14 protein-coding genes are annotated in these 17,210 nt (G+C 52.2%); 8 read left to right on the top strand and 6 right to left on the bottom strand.

Annotation, left to right across the window (positions count from 1 at the left end):
* Both ACTG33_RS07235 and ACTG33_RS07230 read right to left on the bottom strand, forming a co-directional pair.
* Positions 1 to 199, bottom strand: a 199-nt coding sequence (locus ACTG33_RS07235; RefSeq protein ID WP_439134529.1) for a hypothetical protein, incomplete at its 3' end; no start/stop codon positions are given.
* A 235-nt stretch (positions 200 to 434) separates the two neighbouring features.
* Positions 435 to 1,310, bottom strand: coding sequence for a helix-turn-helix domain-containing protein (locus ACTG33_RS07230; protein WP_439134528.1), 876 nt, complete (start codon positions 1,308 to 1,310; stop codon positions 435 to 437).
* A 311-nt stretch (positions 1,311 to 1,621) separates the two neighbouring features.
* Here ACTG33_RS07230 and ACTG33_RS07225 point away from each other — a divergent pair, with 311 nt between their 5' ends.
* From ACTG33_RS07225 to mmsB, 4 genes are all read left to right on the top strand, one after another.
* On the top strand, positions 1,622 to 2,788 hold the full coding sequence (locus tag ACTG33_RS07225; protein ID WP_439134527.1) for an acyl-CoA dehydrogenase family protein: 1,167 nt from the start codon (positions 1,622 to 1,624) through the stop codon (positions 2,786 to 2,788).
* Positions 2,789 to 2,832: 44 nt separating this feature from the next.
* Complete coding sequence (locus tag ACTG33_RS07220; protein WP_439134526.1) at positions 2,833 to 3,609, top strand: enoyl-CoA hydratase; 777 nt, start codon at positions 2,833 to 2,835, stop codon at positions 3,607 to 3,609.
* A gap of 12 nt (positions 3,610 to 3,621) precedes the next feature.
* A complete protein-coding gene (locus tag ACTG33_RS07215; protein ID WP_439134525.1) occupies positions 3,622 to 4,716 on the top strand; it encodes an enoyl-CoA hydratase/isomerase family protein in 1,095 nt (364 codons plus the stop codon).
* A gap of 90 nt (positions 4,717 to 4,806) precedes the next feature.
* Positions 4,807 to 5,712: a 3-hydroxyisobutyrate dehydrogenase gene (gene mmsB / locus ACTG33_RS07210; RefSeq protein WP_439134524.1), complete on the top strand. Its 906-nt coding sequence runs from the start codon at positions 4,807 to 4,809 to the stop codon at positions 5,710 to 5,712.
* Positions 5,713 to 5,779: 67 nt separating this feature from the next.
* Here the strand turns inward: mmsB and ACTG33_RS07205 are convergent, their stop codons facing one another.
* Positions 5,780 to 7,402: a methyl-accepting chemotaxis protein gene (locus ACTG33_RS07205; protein WP_439134523.1), complete on the bottom strand. Its 1,623-nt coding sequence runs from the start codon at positions 7,400 to 7,402 to the stop codon at positions 5,780 to 5,782.
* A gap of 298 nt (positions 7,403 to 7,700) precedes the next feature.
* On the opposite strand from ACTG33_RS07205, the gene glyA reads away from it, so the two are divergent.
* From glyA to ACTG33_RS07185, 4 genes are all read left to right on the top strand, one after another.
* On the top strand, positions 7,701 to 8,966 hold the full coding sequence (glyA, locus tag ACTG33_RS07200) for a serine hydroxymethyltransferase (RefSeq protein ID WP_439134522.1): 1,266 nt from the start codon (positions 7,701 to 7,703) through the stop codon (positions 8,964 to 8,966).
* Positions 8,967 to 9,091: 125 nt separating this feature from the next.
* The gene (locus tag ACTG33_RS07195; protein ID WP_439134521.1) at positions 9,092 to 10,051 is read left to right on the top strand and encodes a D-2-hydroxyacid dehydrogenase; all 960 of its coding nucleotides are present in this window, start codon (positions 9,092 to 9,094) and stop codon (positions 10,049 to 10,051) included.
* Positions 10,052 to 10,106: 55 nt separating this feature from the next.
* Complete coding sequence (locus ACTG33_RS07190) at positions 10,107 to 10,364, top strand: DUF6868 family protein (protein ID WP_439134520.1); 258 nt, start codon at positions 10,107 to 10,109, stop codon at positions 10,362 to 10,364.
* Between the two features lie 57 nt (positions 10,365 to 10,421).
* Positions 10,422 to 11,390 carry an SGNH/GDSL hydrolase family protein gene (locus ACTG33_RS07185; RefSeq protein ID WP_439134519.1) on the top strand — a complete coding sequence of 323 codons (969 nt, stop codon included), beginning with the start codon at positions 10,422 to 10,424 and terminating at the stop codon, positions 11,388 to 11,390.
* An 85-nt stretch (positions 11,391 to 11,475) separates the two neighbouring features.
* On the opposite strand, the gene ACTG33_RS07180 is transcribed toward ACTG33_RS07185, so the two are convergent.
* The 3 genes from ACTG33_RS07180 to ppk1 all read right to left on the bottom strand — a co-directional run bounded on the left by ACTG33_RS07180 (position 11,476) and on the right by ppk1 (position 16,940).
* A complete protein-coding gene (locus ACTG33_RS07180) occupies positions 11,476 to 13,047 on the bottom strand; it encodes a cation:proton antiporter domain-containing protein (protein ID WP_439134518.1) in 1,572 nt (523 codons plus the stop codon).
* 162 nt (positions 13,048 to 13,209) lie between these two features.
* On the bottom strand, positions 13,210 to 14,709 hold the full coding sequence (locus tag ACTG33_RS07175) for a Ppx/GppA phosphatase family protein (protein WP_439134517.1): 1,500 nt from the start codon (positions 14,707 to 14,709) through the stop codon (positions 13,210 to 13,212).
* A gap of 89 nt (positions 14,710 to 14,798) precedes the next feature.
* Positions 14,799 to 16,940, bottom strand: a complete 2,142-nt coding sequence (gene ppk1, locus ACTG33_RS07170; protein ID WP_439134516.1) for a polyphosphate kinase 1 — start codon at positions 16,938 to 16,940, stop codon at positions 14,799 to 14,801.
* Positions 16,941 to 17,210: the final 270 nt, after the last annotated feature.

Below are 17,210 nucleotides of genomic sequence, written 5' to 3'. Positions count from 1 at the left end.
TGTCAGCGGATTGAATCGCCTCGACATCGGCGGGTAGGGCAAAGGAGGGCTGTAGCGTTCTGGAAGTCGCCGTGGCAATTTGACCGGCGGGAATGCTCTGCGGGGCGGCGACAGTGGCGGCTTGATCAGTATTTTCCTTGCCGCAGCCGGTGAGTAATGATGCTAATAATGCCAAGCCATAAAACAGTCCCAGTCGCATTCCTGACGTCCTCGTATATTTCTGGTTTTATCGGATATGGGCTTCATGCCTCATCCGGGGGCTTTCTTGCTTCTTGATAGGTATTTGTTACTTGATAGGTATTTGCTTCTTCATAGGTATAGCAGATGAGGTAATACGCGCGAGCTTTGGCGGGGTTTTGATGAATGAAACGGGTATGAGTGAAACCCGTATTTGCGCCACTGGTATGTGTGAAACCGGTATGGGTGAAGCAGGATTAGCGGTGTTTGCTCTTTCGGTACTGATCTGGCGATAAGCCAATCACTTTTTTAAACAGACGGGAGAAGTAGTAGGCGTCATCGTAGCCCAGCGCGGCGGCAACTTGTTTGACGGATTGGGTGCTGGCATCGAGCAGGTAGCAGGCGTGCTGCATTTTCAGGTTGATAAAAAACTGAATGGGCGAGTGCCCGGTCAGAGCCTTAAAGCGTTTGGAAAAGTGATATTTGGATAATTTGCTGTGCGCAGCCAGAGAGGCCAGATCCATTTGCCCATGCAGGTGTTCATTCATGTAAGCGCGGGCAGAATCCAGATCGATCTGTTTACCGCTTTTTGAGCGCTGCTGCCTGACCAGCAGAGCCAGATGGCTCATGATCTGTTGCAGTTGATGGCTGCCGTGGACAAAGGATGCACTGTTGTAGCCAGAATGCCGCAAACTAAACAACTCTTCAAAATCCGAGATAAGCCGCGGTTGCATGCCCAGAGACTGGATAGGGTTGGTCAGATTCAGGTGCTGACAAAATGCTTCGCTGAGCTGTCCCTCAAAATGAATCCAGTAGATGGACCAGGGGTAGTTGCTGTGGGAGCTGTAGCTGTGTTTTACCCCTTTCGGTAGCAGGATCAGGTCTCCCGGGCGGATACGAAACGTCTGGTTATCCAGCATTAGCGTGCCACGTCCTGCGGTACAGTAGATCAACAGGTTGTTGCTGTGGGATTCTCGCACCATCTGGTGGTGTTCGGCGCGGGGATAGTAACCCATGGCAACTGGATACAGGCCCGCGGTGAGGGGGTTTACCGCCAGCTGGTCGATCAGGAATTGAGGGGTTAAAAACCGAATTCCTTTAGGTGGTAGTGGCCAGTTTGATGTGAGGCTCATTCTAACCTTTTGAATTATATGGATTAATTATATTTTTCGTCGTGCCTTACGATTCGTGCAGGGCGACAAGATCATCCATCATAACGGCAATATCGTCAATCCACAGGTGTGCGGGGTACATGTTCTACTTGCAAGTCCGACGCTCAACGTACAAACCTAATGTTCTTTTGCGGAGGCTGGGATTGACTCCGCCTGCACTGTTGTTGAGTGCTGTGCGGCGCTGAAGCTGTTACTGAGATAAACTCAGAGCTGAACAATAACCATAACGAAGTGAGACGGTTGGTTCTCCTGTCGATCTATGAGACATCACTATGGATTTTAATCTGAACGAGGAGCAGCAAGCCTTTCAGGAAGCGGCTCGTGCGTTTGCTCAAGGGGAAATGGCCCCGATGGCCTCTGAGTGGGACGAAAAGAAAATTTTTCCCAAAGACGTGATCGCCAAGGCCGGTGAAATGGGCTTTTGCGGAATGTACTGTCCCGAAGACGCGGGCGGAATGGGACTCTCTCGGCTGGATACGGCCATCATTTTGGAAGAGTTGGCGGCGGGTTGTACCTCAACGGCCGCGTTTATCTCCATTCACAATATGGCGACCTGGATGCTGGCAAGCTGGGCAACCGATGAGGTCAAATCCGAGTGGTGTGCGGATCTCACCTCGGGGCAGAAGCTGGCTTCCTACTGTCTGACGGAACCTGGGGCGGGCAGTGATGCCGGCTCTCTGCGTACCACGGCCAAAAAAGAAGGCGATGAATACATCCTCAATGGCAGCAAGATGTTTATCAGTGGTGCCGGCAGTACCGATATGCTGGTGCTGATGGCTCGCACCGGTTCTCAGGAATCTGGTGCCAAAGGCATTTCCTGCTTTGCGGTACCGGCCAATCTTGAGGGTATTCACTACGGCAAGAACGAAGACAAAATGGGCTGGAACTCTCAGCCAACTCGTGCGATTACCTTTGAAGATGTGCGTATACCGGTTAACCACCGTATCGGCAGTGAAGGCGAAGGTTTCAAAATTGCCATGAAAGGCCTCGATGGTGGCCGCATAAACATTGCCACCTGTTCGGTAGGGGCGGCTCAGGCCTGTCTCAATCACACGCAGGCTTACATGCTGGAGCGCAAGCAATTTGGACAGGCTATTGCCAGCTTTCAGGCATTGCAGTTCAAGCTGGCGGATATGGTGACAGAGCTGGTGGCGGCACGGCAGATGATTCGCCTGGCTGCCAGTAAGCTCGACGCCAACGACGCCGATAAAACCACTTACTGTGCGATGGCCAAACGCTTCGCCACCGACGTCGGTTTTGAAGTCTGCAACAACGCCATTCAGCTGCACGGCGGCTACGGCTATATTAAGGAATACCCCATCGAGCGCTATATGCGCGATGCCCGCGTGCATCAGATTCTGGAAGGCACCAATGAAGTGATGCGGTTGTTAACGGCGCGACGCATTCTGGAAGATGGCGCGACGGATGCGATACGCTAGGAAACATCTGGTGCTCTAAACATATTGAAAGGAAAAGAGAAAATATGAGCGACTTACTCAACATTGAAAAACGCGGTCACACGGCCATCATCACGTTCAACAATCCGCCAGCACACACCTGGACACCGGAAAGTCTTCGCTATTTGCAACAGCTGGTGAATGAGCTGAATGAAGACAAAGATAACTACGCACTGATTTTAACCAGTGACAGTGAGAAGTTTTTCAGTGCCGGTGCTGACCTCAAACAATTCAACCACGATGACAAGGGTAAATCCTTCGAGTCCTCGGCTGTGTTTGGTGAGGCGTTTGAGACGCTGGTGAATTATCAAGGCGTTTCCATCGCCGCCATTACCGGTTACGCCATGGGCGGCGGATTGGAAGTGGCGCTGTGTTGCGATGTGCGTATTTGTGAGGAGCAGGCGCAAATGGCTCTGCCGGAGGCGGCGGTGGGTTTGTTGCCATGCGGTTTGGGATCACAGCAGCTGTCCTGGTTGGTGGGTGAACAGTGGGCCAAGCGCATGATCTTGCTGGGTGAACGTTTGAAAGCACCCAAGGCCGAACAGATCGGTTTGGTATCCGAAGTTGTGCCTACCGGTACAGTGCTGGATAAAGCACTGGAGCTGGCAGCCAAGGTCGAGTCTCAGTCGCCAACGTCGGTACGCTTCTGCAAAGAATTGATCATGGCCGCTCGCGATGGCGATATTAATTCGGTGTACAGCAAAGAGCGTGAACTGTTTGTCAAACTGTGGGATACCGAAGATCAGAAAGAAGGCGTCAGTGCGTTTCTCGAAAAACGTAAGCCGGAATGGAAAAATCAATAAGTGGAATCTGTTATGACCGATGTTGTTTTATTTGAAGAGCGCCCAGCCGCTGGTGGTAAAAAACTGGGTGTAGCCATGTTGAATTCGGAAAAATCTCTGAATTCCCTGTCCCACGACATGGTCGAGTTGCTGTTGCCTCAACTTCAGAAGTGGCAAGCAGATGACTCCATCTCTGCGGTCTTTTTGCACAGCGCCGGTGAAAGATCTTTCTGCGCAGGCGGTGATGTGGTGGCGCTGCATGCGGGTTCCGCGGCCTATGGTGAAGATTTGCCCAATGATAGCTGCACCGAGTTTTTTGCCGAAGAATACCGTCTGGATTATCTGATACATACCTTCGGTAAGCCTTTCATCGTATGGGGTACCGGTTTTGTGATGGGCGGTGGCGTCGGGTTGTTAAGCGGCGCGTCTCATCGTGTGGTGACGGAAACTACGCGCATGGCGATGCCGGAAGTTACCATCGGTTTGTATCCGGATGTGGGCGGCACCTGGTTTCTGAATCGCACACCGGATAAAACCGGATTGTTCCTGGGTTTAACCGGCGCTCACATTAACGCCACGGACGTGGAGTACATCGGACTGGCGGATTACTTTATCACTCAGGATCTCAAAGACGAGGTCATGACCGCGCTGACCGAAGTGAAGTGTGAGATGGGTATTGGGGGTGTGATGGATCACTTCAGCAAATTAGTCGCCCCGCAAAAGCCCGCTGGCAATCTGGTTGCTCATATCGATTGGATCAATCGTGTCTGTGACGCCCCGGATGTAGCGACAGTCGTTGCACAGATTACTGCCTACGACGGTGATGACACCTGGTGTGCGAAGGCGGCGCAGACGTTGGGGCGTGGTTGTCCGGTGACACCGTATCTGGTGTGGGAGCAGCTGGAGCGAGGAAAGAATTTATCGCTGGAAGAGGTGTTCCGTCTGGAATTGATTATGTCGGTCAACTGCGCCAAACGCGGGCATTTCAAAGAAGGTGTGCGTGCCCTGTTAGTGGACAAAGACCGCAATCCGCAGTGGCAATATGCATCGGTTGCCGATGTGCCCGCGGAAGAAGTTGAGGCATTTTTTGTTCAACCTTGGGAGGTGCATCCACTGGCCGATTTGTAAACTTCAGGCCAGCTCATCAGGCTCCACCACCATACACAATAATAAAGCAAAGCAGTTGCCACAGTGTGGTTGCCTTGTAGGAGAGATCGCATGAATAAGACAGTTGCCTTTATCGGGCTGGGTAATATGGGCGGTGGCATGGCCGCCAATCTGGTGAGGGCCGGTTTTGCGGTCAACGCCTTTGATTTGGTTGACGCTAATCTGGACGCAGCTTCCGAGGCGGGCTGCAGGCCTGTCAATTGCGCTAAAAAGGCGGTTGAAGATGTCGACTATGTCGTTTCCATGTTGCCCAATGGTGCGATTGTCGAAAATGTCTATATTGACGGTGATGTACTTCTGGATGTGATCCCGAAAACGGCTTTGATTCTGGATTGCTCCACCATCGCACCTGCCAACTCCCGGCGAGTGGGTTCCGAGGCGGAAAAGCGTGGTCTGAATTTTGTTGATGCACCGGTCTCCGGTGGAGTAGCTGCGGCGGCGGCGGGGACTCTGGCGTTTATGGTGGGTGGCACGGAAGCCAATTTTGAAAACGCTAAACCCGTGTTGGATGCCATGGGGGCGAATGTATTTCGCGCCGGCGATGTAGGTGCTGGTCAGGTGGCCAAAATCTGCAACAACATGCTGTTAGCGATTCATATGACGGGCACAGCAGAAGCCTTGCAGCTGGGAATGGATAATGGTCTCGATCCGAAGGTACTGTCGGACATTATGTTGAAAAGTTCTGGCTGTAACTGGTCACTGGAAAAATACAATCCGGTGCCGGGGGTTATGGACAGCGTGCCTTCCAGTAACGACTACCAGCCTGGCTTTATGGTGGATCTGATGCTGAAGGACTTGAGTCTGGCGATGGAAGCCAGTGTCGGCAGTCAGTCGTCGATTCCTATGGGCACCGCTGCGCGCAACCTGTTTAATCTGCATAAAAACGGTGGCGCTGAAGACAAGGGGTTAAAAGACTTTTCCAGTATTCAGCAGTTGTATTCCAAGCACGGTCAGTAAACCTGCTGGCGAGATACCAAAAAGCCGCTCATTGAGCGGCTTTTTTTGTGCGGCAAATGAGTTGAAGTTAGGTTTTAAAGTTACCCACCCGATCCGCCAGTTCGTTCGCCCCGTTAAACAGTGTGACGGCCACATCTTTGGTGGATGCCACCAGTTGGGTTGTTGTGTCTGTGGCGATCTTCAGGTCATTCAGGTTGCGATTGACCTCTTCAGAGACCTGAGACTGTTCTTCGGTGGCTGCCGCAGTTTGCAGGGCCATCATGTTCACCTGATCGACGGTCTGAATAATGGTGTTGAGTGCTTCACGAGTGGTTTGAGTGGTACCCAGTGACGCTTCAACATTTTTCTGACCGGCGGAAATGGCTTCCACGACCCGACCTACACCCAGGTGCAGTTTCTCAATCATGGTGTTGATTTCGTCGGTGGACTGTTGAGTGCGGTTAGCCAGAGTGCGTACCTCGTCAGCCACTACCGCGAATCCACGTCCCTGCTCACCGGCTCGGGCCGCTTCAATAGCAGCGTTGAGAGCCAGCAGGTTGGTTTGCTCGGCGATGCTGCGAATCACATCAATTACTGAAGCGATACTTTCGGAATCCACCTTAAGGATATTGGACAGCTCGGTGGCGTTGTTGATGACGTCGCTCATGGTTTCCATCTGTACCACTGATGCGTTGACAGCGGTTTCACCGTCTTTGGTCAGACGGCTGATATCGTCTACCTGAGCAGATGTATGCTGGGCAGACTCGGCAATTTCCTTGGTGGCTGTGGCCATCTCATGAACCGAGGTGACAATCATATCAGCCAGTCTGGATTGCTGTTCTGCGGTGTTGTTGGCTTCCCGTGAAGAGGTGTCCAGAGTGTTGGTGGCACCAATGATCTGGTCGGTTTCCTGTTTCAGGGCCGTGATGATCTCACGCAAGCTGGCAACAAAGCCATTGAACGATTGAGCCAAGTCGCCAAGCTCATCCTTTTGGTTGATGGTTATCGTTTGAGTCAGGTCGCCGTCACCTGCAGCAATTTCCTCAATGCGGCTGCGAATGTCGGCAATGCGATTCACCACCATTTTGGGGAAAAAGTAGATAACTGCTATCGCCATCACTAGTAACACGCCGATAACTGTTTTCGACAGGGTTTCCATTTTAGAAACGTCTTCCTGAGTTACCTGATTTTGGTGCTCAATAGCCTGATTAATTGATTCACCAGCACTGTCAAAGAAATTTCTCAAAGTTTCGAATTTCTCGCTGCCGGGTCCGTTAATTAATTCCAGAGAGCTAGCGAATTCGCCTTGTTCGATGAGCCTGAATGCCTGCCTGGAGCTGTCCTCCCAAGCGTTGAAGGCATTATCAAGAGCGTTTTGCTGCAATTTCATTTGCGGGAAGTCGGTGCTCAGGTCGGTGTAAACCTTCATGCGCTCCTTAGCTTGCTGTAGATTTTCGTCATAGGCCGCCGTTGCTGACTTGCGCCCAGAGTCGGATGTGGCATTTACGTAGGCGTATTCTGCAAGTCGGGACTGGTACAGGTCACGATCTGCTTGAAGGACAGCGTCCAGCGCAGGAATAAAGCGTTGTGATAGTGTGGAAGTGTCCTGTTCCAGTTGATTGATCGAGCGGCTGTCAATCAATCCTACCAGCAGCATAAAGCCGGCCAGAAGCACTAGCGGAGCGGCAATTTTGAGTTTGAGGCTGTGCATAGGTCGAAAATTCCTAAAGTGAATGATTGCAGTGAGCCTTTGTCATCGTCTGCCTACTTAGGTTAGGGAGGTTAGTGGGCGATAACTTGGCTCTATGACAGGTGTATCGGCCTGTTTTCAGAGATGCTTAATGCCTTTTTGCTATAGATTGCGTGTTGGCTTTTTGGGTTTGTGGAAAATCGTGCCAAAGGCATGCGATTTGGTGGGTGAATGGTGTACAATTCGCGCCCTTAAATGACTGTCCCAATTCTTTGTCCATTTTCGTTGTTTACTACATCGTCTACTACAGGGTTATCCCATGTTTGATAAATCACAAACTATTGAAAACTTTGATCCAGAGCTCTGGGCCTCTATCCAGGAAGAAGAGCGCCGCCAGGAAGAGCACATCGAACTGATTGCTTCTGAAAACTACACCAGCCCAATGGTGATGGTGGCTCAGGGTACCAAGTTGACCAATAAATACGCTGAAGGCTACCCCGGCAAGCGCTATTACGGTGGTTGTGAGTACGTAGACAAAGCGGAAGGCCTGGCCATCGAGCGCGCTAAAGAGCTGTTTGGTGCTGATTACGCCAATGTGCAGCCGCACTCCGGTTCTCAGGCCAATGCGGCGGTTTACCAGGCGCTGTGTGCACCGGGTGACACGATCTTGGGTATGAGCCTGGCTCACGGTGGCCACCTGACCCACGGTGCTTCTGTCAGCTTTTCTGGTAAGACCTACAATGCAGTGCAGTACGGTCTGAACACCGACACCGGTGAAGTTGATTACGATGAGGTTGAACGTCTGGCGGTTGAGCACAAGCCGAAGATGATCATTGCCGGTTTCTCGGCCTACTCCCAGATTATGGATTGGGGCCGTTTCCGCGAAATCGCTGACAAAGTTGGCGCTTACCTGTTTGTGGATATGGCGCACGTGGCGGGTCTGGTGGCGGCGGGTGTTTACCCGAACCCTGTACAGATTGCCGATGTTGTGACGTCCACCACGCACAAAACTCTGCGTGGCCCTCGCGGCGGTATCATCCTGGCCAAGGCCAACGAAGCTATCGAGAAAAAGCTGAATTCTGCGGTTTTCCCTGGTGGTCAGGGTGGCCCTCTGATGCACGTGATCGCGGCGAAAGCGGTGGCGTTTAAAGAAGCCATGTCCGACGAGTACAAAGAGTACCAAAAGCAGGTTGTAGTTAACGCCAAAGCGATGGCTGCTACCTTTATCGAGCGCGGTATTAAAATAGTTTCAGGCGGTACTGAGAACCACCTGATGCTGGTGGATCTGATCGGTAAAGAATACACCGGTAAAGACGCCGATGCGGCTCTGGGTGCGGCGAACATCACTGTGAATAAAAACTCAGTGCCTAATGACCCGCGTTCACCGTTTGTGACTTCTGGTCTGCGCGTGGGTACTCCTGCCATCACCACCCGTGGTTTTGGTACGGAAGAGACCGTACAGCTGACCAACTGGATGTGTGACGTGCTGGAAAGCCTGGAAAACGGCACTTCTGAGCAGGTTATTGCTGACGTCAAAGGCAAGGTGCTGGAGCTGTGCCAACGCTTCCCTGTTTACGCGGACTAATACAAGCCGCTGACTGATAAAACGTCCATAAGCGTTGATAAAAAACCGGAGCTTGTCTCCGGTTTTTTTATGCCTGATGATGGCTAATGATTGTTGCTCGTGGATACAAAAGGTGAGGGAAGTCGATGAACATTGTTGTGGTGGACGGTTACACCCTGAATTCTGGAGATATCTCCTGGGATGACGTGAGAGCTCTGGGAGACTGTCATATCTATGAGCGCTCTTCGTCTGACGAGGTAATTGAACGCTGTCAGGCGGCGGATGCCGTGTTGACCAACAAGGTGGTGTTTAGCGATGAGGTGATGGCGCAGTTGCCCAATCTCAAATACCTGGGGGTGACCGCTACCGGCTACAACGTCATCGATGTTGACGCTGCGTCACGCCGTGGCATCGTGGTCACCAATACGCCGGCCTATGGAACCGCTTCGGTGGCTCAATTTGTGTTTGCTCAACTGCTGCACTGGGCGCAGCCGGTGGGTTATTACGATCAGAGTGTCAAAGCCAGGCGCTGGTCCCGATCGGATGATTTCTGTTACTACGACCACAATATGGTGGAGCTTGCGGGCAAAACGTTGGGTGTGGTGGGTTATGGTGCCATCGGCCGTCAGGTTGCCCAGGTAGCCTTGGCTTTTGGCATGGAAGTGCTGGTGCACACCCGAACTCTCCCAGCGGACTTGCCTGCCAATGTCAGCCATGTGGATCTCAGCACACTGGCCTCCAGAAGTGATGTCATCAGTTTGCACTGTCCTCTCACTGAGGAGAATAAAGGATTCATCAATGCTGAATTTCTCTCGTTAATGAAACCCTCCGCGTATCTGATTAACACTGGGCGCGGGCCTTTGATTGATGAGGCAGCGCTTTATGACGCTCTGTTGCAAAGGCGTATTGCCGGTGCGGCTTTGGATGTCTTGGCGACAGAGCCGCCACCGGTTGATCATCCCTTATATTCCCTGAACAACTGTACCATCACGCCACATATTGCCTGGGCAACTAAAGAGGCACGTCAACGCTTGATGGGCATTGCGGTGGATAACCTGCAGGCCTTTGTTGACGGCGAATCCCTGAATCGGGTCAATGATGTCTAAAGAGCGTCTAAACTTGTATGACCCGTACGAGGTAAAGAGGCAAGAGGGTTGATAAATGTCTGTTGATACAGGATTAATCGAGGTTCTGCGCAGTGTGCTGGGCTGGTGCGCGGTGATCAATATCGTGATTGTCACCTATTGGTTTGTGATGATGTCGGTGGCCGGGAACTGGGTCTATCGCATGCACAGCCGCTGGTTTCCTATCCCGCAAGAGCGCTTCATTGAAATCCACTATGTGGGCATGATGAGATACAAGCTGGCCTCGTTCATGTTCACTATTGTGCCCTATCTGGCTTTGCTCATTGTTTTTTGATGTTAGTCAGAGAGCGCTGCGATGGTTAAGACTCACTGGGGTTGGTAAAAGAACACTATGACCGATACACAATGGCACTCCCTGCCCGATACCCGTTTTCAATGTCATGGACTGGCGGTAAAGGCAGATCGCTATCACCGTTTGCCCGAGTCAGGAAAAGACCTGTTGCCGCCGGGAGTGGTAGAGCAGGCTCGGTTTCCCGCGGGTGTCCGTCTGCGCTTTGTCACCAATTCACCGCGTTTATGGTTGCGTTGTCAGGCGTATTCCCTGGCTAAGGATCACGGCATTGATTGTGTTGTTGACGGTGTTTACTGGCGTACGGTGATACTGAAAGAGGGCACCACGGATGAGGTGATGGTGTTTCAGGGCTTGCCTGAAATTAATCGCCAAATTGAACTGTATTTGCCTCATGAGCAGGAAATCGATTTACAGGCAATTGGTTTGAAAACCGAGGCGGAGATTTCTGCAGCAGAACCCTATATTGATGAGTTGCCGTTGGTGTTTTACGGTTCCTCTATCGTGCAGGGTGCCGGTGTTCATTTGTCGTGCATGAGTTATCCGGCAATTATTTCCAGACACCTGAATCGAGACTTTGTGAATTTGGGGTTTTACGGCGCGGGTCGGGGTGAGTCCGAGGTGGTCAAGTATGTGGCAAATTGCCCGGCCAGTGCTCTGGTTTTGGATTTGGGCAAGTCCTATGGCCGGCAGTCTGCCGAAGTGTATTTGCATATGTTGCAACAGTTGCGGGAGGCCCAACCAGAAACCCCAATAGTAGCGATTACGCCCATCTTTTCTTCCAGAGAATGTTTTGACCTGCGTTTTTATGAACGCTCGGAGATGATCCGCGATGTGATGCGTCGAGCCGCCAAGGGATTTGATAATCTTATGTTAGTGGAAGGCGAGGCACTGTTGGGGGAGCCGGATTGGGCCGGGTTGTCCGTCGATGGCTTGCATCCCAATGAGAAAGGGTACGATGACATTGCCCGGCGGTTATTGCAGGTTTTGAAGCGGTGCCTGACTTCTTGATTCCGGATGTCTGCCCTTTAACCCCCTGACTTTTGAGTCTCTGACCTTGCCCTGAACCTGTCAGCCTGTTCTGGCGTGACGGGGTCTATCTGGCTTCATTGATCATGCGCAGGCTTTCGTCCGCAAAACCGGTACCCGCTTCGGTGTAAAAGTTGAAGACCTGATCGATGCCCGAGTTTAGCAGAGCAATGCGTTCGTCTTCGTAGCGAGCGATAGCCGCAATTTGACCGCAGTAGAGAGCGGATTGCAGCTGACGGCTGATATTGATGCTGTCTTCAATGGCGGGCAGGGCAAGCAGAATCAGTTTGACGGAAGATGTGTCCAGGGTTTCCCACAGATCCGCATCCTCACCATCACCAAAGAACACGTGCATGCCCTGTTCTTTTTGTCTGCGAATACGCTCTCTGTCTGAATCCATGCCCCAGACCCGATCTTCCACAACGTTGTAGAGAGCCTCGTAAGCACCGGTGCCGACACGACCCATGCCGATCACCAGAATTTCGGCGCTGGCGGGTTGCACAAAAATATCTTCGGCCAGACGGTTAGGGCGTTCGAAGCGTCGAATAAAGTTTTTGTGTCTGCGGTAGATCGTGTGTGACGAGCGATAAATAATGCTGGTAAACACAAACGAGAGCGATACCGCCAGAGCGAGAATGACCAGCCATTCCTTGTTCAGCCAGCCGCTGTTGACACTGATGGCCGCCACAATCAGGCCGAATTCACTGAAGTTGGCCAGAGCCAGAGATGTCAGGTACGCCGTTCGGGCTCGCAGTTTTAGTCCGGAGAAGAGCGCAAAGAAAAGCGCGAATTTCAATGGCAGCAACAGCGAGAGTGCTATCGCAACCCCAAGCATCGACCAGTCGGGCAGCGCGGTAAAACCGATCGACAAAAAGAAGCCAATCAAAAACAGATCTTTAAAGCTCATCAGCGATTTGGCCAATTCAGCGGCTTTGTAATGCTGGCTCAGCAGCATGCCAGCGATCAACGCACCGAGATCCCCCTTGATGTTCACCAGGCTGAACAGTTCGTAACCGCCCAGCGCCAGAAAAAAACCGGTGAGAGGGAGTAGCTCGCCGTGACCGGCGCTTTTCAGCAACTGTCCCAGCAGCGGTCGGGCAGGAATCAGAGCGAACAGAAGCAGCGCCCAGGGACTCGGTGCTTTTCCCGTCGCAAACACCAGAAACAGAACGGCGATAATGTCCTGCATGACCAGCACGCCAATCGCCAGCCGTCCGTGACGAGTGCGCATTTCACCATTGTCTTCCAGCAGCTTGACGACACACACGGTGCTGGAAAAACTGCCGGCAAATGCCACGAGAGCTGCTGTTGTCAGGTTTAAATCGGTGAAAATCGACAGCGACAGTGCACCGATACCCAGAATGATTCCGCCAAAAATAAGGATCCACACGCCCATCATTAAGCTGGTGCCGGCCCAGACTTCAGGCTTGGTCAGATCGCGAATGTTTAGTTTTAGGCCAATGGTAAACAACATCAGGGTGATGCCGAGATCGGCCAGTCCCTGTAGCGAATCATCGGGTTCAATGCCGATAAAATTTAAGGCAAAGCCTGCGATCAAGTACCCCACCATAGGCGGCAGGGCGAGTGCTTTGACGCCAAGGCCGCACATAAAGGCAAATAAAATCCAAAAGAAATCCATGGTGGTGTCCGATCGTCAGGGGCAATGGATGAAGCACGTTTTTGCTGATAGAGCTCTGTTGGGAGGATATTACCTTAAAGGTGACCCCAAATCAGGTCTATATGATGTCAGAACATTGTGAGCCGTAGCGGTGGTGTCTGGAGCCTGGTCAGTTAACCCGGGTTACCCCAGAAAGACATAATCCAGTTCAATACCGTGTGGCTGAAATTGTTCCTGCTCAGCTTCCAAATCGCTGCTGAAGAGTTCCTGCCGGTCCTTCCAGATGGTGTGAAATACTATGGTGAGTTTGTTGCGGTTGGCGGAGACTTCAAAGCTGTCCAGCGTGTCGCTCTGACGAAACTGATTTAAGCGGATAGCCAGACGCAGCAGTAAAATGATTTTCAAGGTGGTGGTGGAGTCATACACATCGAAAGTAGGCGACTGGTCTATCTTGAGAGATTTTCTTTGCGACAGTAGCAAGAAAGAGAGGATGGCCTGCTGCTCAGCGTTAAACCCCGCCATGGCGGAATTGCGGACGATGTAGGCGGCGTGCTTGTGGCAGCTGAGGTGATTGATGTGATGGCCTATCTCGTGCAACTGACAAGACCAGTACAGAAACTGGTGATAATCCAGATTGTTCAGTTGCCAGGACGCGGCGACTGAATCAAACATGGTCTGTGCGGTCTTCGCGACCTTCTGGGCCTGATGCGGATCGCAACCAAAGCGTTTAGCCAGTTGCGACACGCTGAGATGGCGAATGTCGTGATGCTGCAACCGATCCTGCTGGTCAAACAGCAGACCTTCCCGCAACGCCGAGTCGCAGTAGTTCATGCTGCTGACTTCCAGTAAATCGAACACCGCAATCAGAATGGCGAGCCCACTGGATATGACGGGTTTGCGATCTTCATTGAGACCGGGGATATCAATGTTGTCGATATGGCCGGCGCTGATCAGGCGTGCTTTCAGGTCCTGCAGTACCGCAGGGGTCAGGGTGCCATCGGAAAGCCCCAGTTCGCTGGCGCACTGGCTTAAGGATTTGATCGTGCCTGAAGAGCCAATGGCCAACTCCCAGCCCTTGGCCAGGTAGCGCATGCGGATGCTCTCAAGCTGTTGTGCAGAATACAGGCTGGCTCGGCGGAAGGCCTGAGCCGTAATTTCTCCGCTGGGGAAAAATCGCTCCGTCAGACTGACGCAGCCCATGTTGCAGCTGTGCAGCAGTTTGGCTTCGGTCGTCTGGCCTATGATCAGTTCGGTGCTGCCGCCGCCAATATCCACCACCAGGGTGTTGTCCGGCAGGTGCTGGTCGTGGCTGACGCCTTGATAAATCAGGCGGGCTTCTTCGGTGCCGGAGAGGATCTCAATGGGGTAGGGCAGGACTTTGAGGGCTTGTTGAGTGAGGCTGTGAATGTTGGTGGCTGTGCGAAATGTAAACGTGCCCACGGCGCGGACATCATCTGGTTGAAACTCTTCCAGAATCTGACCAAAGACGCTCAGTGTTTCCAGTGCGCGGGTTTGAGCGGCTTCGTCCAGTTGGTTGGCATCATTAAGCCCGGCTGCCAGGCGAACCCTACGCTTTTCCCGATGATAGGTCTTGATGCCCAGTGGCCCCAGTTCTGCCAGCGTCATATGGAAGCTGTTGGATCCTAAATCGATGGCAGCAATGCGACGGGGGCGTTCTGGCACTGGGCGTCCTCAGTTTTGGAGTGATGACCTCGCGAGGGACATCAGTCATGGTCAGTTTCGCGAGGCTAGTCATGGTCAATTCTACGACGTTAGTCATAGTCAGTTTCGCGATGTTCTTTTTCAATTCTACTCAGATATTGATGGATCGCAATTTGAGAACGTACCTTTTTGCTCGTAGTGGGCTGAATATAGGGGTTGCTCTGCTTTTTATCGATAATCCGGGCCTTGGTATTGTCGCTCATCTGCAGTTTAAAGATGTCGAGAATCTGCCGTTTCAGGAGTTTGTCGTAAATGGGTACGCCGACTTCGACCCGGTGATCCAGGTTGCGCTTCATCAGGTCTGCGGAGGTGATAAAGACCTTGGGATCGCCCTGATTGCCGAAGACCAAGACCCGGGCGTGCTCCAGGAAACGATCCACAATACTGGTGACGTGGATGTTATCGCTCATCCCTTTGGTGTCGGTTTGCAGTGAGCACATGCCGCGAATCACCATTCTGACCTCGACGCCGTTCTGGCTGGCGCGGCACAGTAATTCGGCAATGTGGTTATCACACAGATTATTCACCTTGATGTGAATGTAAGCGGGATTTCCAGCTTGTGCCTGACGAATCTCCTCTTCGATCAGTGCTGCGATGGAGCTGCGGCTGTTCATCGGCGAGACAATCAGGTGCTTGAAGTCAAAAGGCTTGTAGCTGTATTTGATGAACTCAAAAACCTGTGCGACTTCGGCGGTGATCTCGGGATGCGCGGTAAAGTAACTGAAATCGGTGTAGATTTTGGCGTTGCCTTCGTGGAAGTTACCGGTCCCGATGTGGGCGTAGAGCTTCAACTCATTGCCTTCCCGGCGTTCGATGAGGCAGAGTTTGGAGTGCACTTTCAGCGTGGGGATACCAAAATCCACATGGATGCCCGCGGCCTCCAGCTGTTTCGACAGTTCGATATTGTTGAACTCATCAAAGCGTGCCTGCAGTTCTACGACCACCGTGACTTTTTTCCCGTTGCGAGCGGCATCGCAGAGGGCGTGCAGAACGCGGGAATCCTTGGCAACCCGATAGACGTTGATGGTGATTTTGCTGACCCGTGGATCAAAGGCTGCCTGACGCAGTAATTCGGTAAAGTAGCCAAAGGAATGGTATGGGTAGTAAAGAAGGATGTCCTCTTTGGCGATGGCGTCCAGTGCGTTGTCGTTATTGTCGAAGGCATGACTCGGTACCGGAGGCAGTTTGCGATGTTCCAGCGAGACACCGCCAACGTTGGGAAAGCCGATAAAATCCCGGAAGTTGCGGTAGGGGCCGCTGGGAATCATGGAGTCGTGCGAGGAGAACTTCAGCCGTTTGGTGAGCATCTTGAGGATGGATTCGGGCATGTCCTGATCGTACACAAGACGTACAGGCTCTGCCTGCAGGCGGCGACGCAAACCCTTCGACATTTTATCCAGCACGCTCTGCTCAATGTCGTCAGTGAGGTTCAGTTCGGCGTCGCGGGTCATTTTGAAGGAAAAAGCCTGAATCGTGTCGTACTCGAATACGGAGCCGAAAATATCATGCAGGCAATGCTTGATGGCATCGTCCAACAGCAGGAATTGCTGCTGGCGGCTGTTGTTGGGCAGCAGGATAAAGCGTGAAATTTCCTTGGTCGGCACCTCGATCAATGCGTGCTCGGTGTTACCGTCCAGCTCCAGCTCGGCGGCCAGATAAAAGTCGTCGTCGCTGAGGCGCGACCCCAGATCCATGTCTTTGTGAACGATAATAGGGCAGATAAACGGTCGGATTGACGTGCGAAAATACTGCTTCAGCCACTGGGATTGGTCTTCACTCATGTCGTTGTGGCTGGGCAGGATGTAAATGTTGCTCTGCTGCAACTCTTTGGAAACCTGTTTGTAGAGCTTGTCGAACTGCTTGTTGAGTTTGACCACCTTGTCCTGAATGTCCTGCATCAGGGTTTCGTCATCCACCAGATCTTCCGAGGGCTCGTGAGCCATTTGCGGCAGCAGGATGTGGCGGCGGACCTCGGCAACCCGAACCCGGAAAAATTCATCCATGTTGTTGGAGAAGATGCCGAGAAAGCGCATTCGCTCGATGATGGGGGTGTTCGGGTCGCTGGCTTCCTGCATTACTCGTTCGTTAAAAGACAGCCAGCTGAGCTCCCGTGGGACAATCGGTGTGTCGACAGAATTTTCGTTGGCAGCGGCCATCAGGATTTTGTCCATGGTTCGGGTGTCTTGCAGCATTGGTTACGATCCCTTCGATAGAAATAAAGCAGTGATTGGCAGCATGATATGACAGTTGCGTGACACTTATATTGCATTGTTGGCCAGCTTTGACCTGTTGTCGAGCCGTTGTTTTCCGGTTGCATGATATGGCCTGAAGGCACTGACCTTGGCTTTGTAGCGGACTGCCGTTGTCGTAACCATTGTAGAGGAGAAATAAAGACGTTTTATGGCACCTTCCGAATCGGTATTTTAACGCAAATGATGCGACAAATGCGCCATAGTGTATAA

The sequence above is a fragment of the Pseudomaricurvus sp. genome, assembly GCF_965662505.1.
Lineage (GTDB): Bacteria > Pseudomonadota > Gammaproteobacteria > Pseudomonadales > Cellvibrionaceae > Pseudomaricurvus.
This window is presented reverse-complemented; position numbering and strand designations above follow the sequence as displayed.